We start from the raw sequence: 2,086 nt of genomic DNA on the forward strand, positions 1-2,086 counted from the left end.
GATTGCGTTTGGCCATCCTCGCGTCCACCACCACCGCGGGACGCGCATCTTTTACCACGGCCGCCGCGGGGTCTACCAGCACCGGGATGACCTTTTTTTCAAGCAATGACAGGGCCTCTTCCACCGAACCGGCCAGGCCGGCCTCTATCCCTTCTATGGTGACGTTCCCTTCATATACCGCCTCGGCAAACGACACAGTCCTTCTTACCACCAGCGGGCGTTCTATTTCGGTCATGATCACGTCCAGGCCGCTCTTGTAAAGACGGTAAGCGACCCCTGAGGCGAGGTCGCCGGCTCCTCTTATCACTACCACGGCTTTATTTTTACTTATTTTTTTCACCCCCGCTAAAAACCTCTTGATACCCGCCTGCCGGTTCAATGAATACTTCCATCGCGCCGCCGCAGACCATCCCTTCCGCAGCCGCCGTGTCCGCGCTAAGAGACACTTTATACATGCGCGGCAAGTTTTCGTCAATCACACCAAGGGCGGCCAGCCGGACCTCCGACTCACCGCAACCGCCGCCTATTGTCCCCAAAATCCGGCCGTCTCCGTAAACCAGCATCCTCGCGCCTGCTTTGCGAGGGGTGGAGCCTACTGTTTTTACTATTGTGGCCAGCGCCGCAGGTGTTTTATCTCCTGTGAGCGTTTTCTGCAATACTTCTCTGTCCGCGGCGGAAGGCAGTTCAACGTCGCCGGCGGACTTCTGCGGGCTGTGGTCTTTTAGGGAGCGGGCGCTCCCGCCGCGGCGCTCTCTGAGCAATTCCGCGGCTATACTTACGGCCACCTCTCCGGGGGTCTGCGCGCCTACGTCCAAGCCTACCGGCATGTGCACCTGCTCCAGTTTTTCGGCGTCTATACCTTCTTCGAGCAACTGCTGCCTGACTATTTTTATCTTTCGCCTGCTGCCGATCATGCCCACGTAAGCCAGGGGATATTTTATCAACCGGCGCAGGCATTCCTGATCATGCTGGTGGCCCCTGGTGATTATTACCACACTGCTTGACGGTCCCAGGTCCAGGTGTCTTTCCATGTCGCTGAAGTCGCAGCAGATGACTCTGTCGGACCCGGGAAAACGCTCTTTGTGAGCAAAGTCAGGCCGGTCGTCGACTACCGTAACCTGGTACCCCAGTATTTTCCCGATAGCTGCCAGCGGCACGGCTATATGGCCGCCGCCTAAAATGATCAGTCCATGCGGCGGCTGGTAGGGGGCGATCATAACTGTGGCGCTCTGCTCCGGTTTGGCCGGGTTGGACAGGGTTGCTACCTCAAACATCCCGTTGGACCGGTTACTTTGGACCATTTTCGCCGCCTGCTCTGCCAGCCAGGGCAGCTCCAGGTTTCCTGCTTTCCCTTCACCGTTAATTTTTACTATTACCTTCTTCCCCAAGAGGCTGTCGGGAAGGTTTTGCTTATCAATGACGGTCACTATGGTTATCCCTTGCTCCAGGTTGCTTTCCATATACTCCAATAACCTCCTCCCTGGATTTTTGGCGTTATTTTGCCATACATGCCTCGCTAAGCAACGCCGGCAGAAGATGAATACTACGGCAATGTGAGTGCGGTTTTCTCTCGCACACGGCGCTTCAGCGCCGAACTTGTGTGGCTTAATATAACATTTGTGCGAATAAATTCGCGCCTGCATGTTATTTTCAGGTTAGTGCGAGCCTTTGCCGAAGGTGCAGTTGGGATACCGGCACTCGGGACAAGCCCTGCAGAGCCCGCCGCAGGCCAGCGCCACGATATCCTTGCGGGTTACCCGCTCACCCGCCAACAACCGCGGCAGGATTAAATCCACGATGGTTATTTTGAAAAACATCCCGCAGGCCGGCACTCCCATGATCGGGACGTCCCCCAGGTAAGCCAGCATAAACATCGCGCCGGGCAGCGCGGCGGCGCCGTATTTCTCCACCTTGGCTCCCGCCAGGCGAATGGCGTTGGGGGTGACGTCGTCGGGATCGACGGACATGCCTCCTGTTACAAAGATGATATCCGCTCCCTCCGAGGCCATTTTGTTGATCTTGGCGGCAATGATTTCAGCGTTGTCAGGCGCGAAATCTATGCCCAGTATCTCTGAACCGAACGCTT

2 protein-coding genes and 1 pseudogene are annotated in these 2,086 nt (G+C 56.6%); all 3 read right to left on the bottom strand.

Going from position 1 to position 2,086, the window contains the following annotated elements; all coding sequences use genetic code 11:
* A pseudogene (locus tag Psfp_RS20865) lies at window positions 1-340 on the bottom strand (molybdenum hydroxylase); the annotation flags it as partial.
* Window positions 324-1,460 (bottom strand): XdhC/CoxI family protein, encoded by a 1,137-nt coding sequence (locus tag Psfp_RS20870; protein WP_134220433.1) that lies wholly within the window; start codon window positions 1,458-1,460, stop codon window positions 324-326. The pseudogene Psfp_RS20865 and the gene Psfp_RS20870, both read right to left, overlap by 17 nt.
* Window positions 1,461-1,655: 195 nt before the next feature.
* Window positions 1,656-2,086: molybdopterin-binding protein (locus Psfp_RS20875; protein ID WP_243120841.1), on the bottom strand; the 431-nt coding region annotated here is incomplete at its 5' end.

The sequence above is a fragment of the Pelotomaculum sp. FP genome (assembly GCF_004369245.1).
GTDB lineage: Bacteria > Bacillota > Desulfotomaculia > Desulfotomaculales > Pelotomaculaceae > Pelotomaculum_C > Pelotomaculum_C schinkii.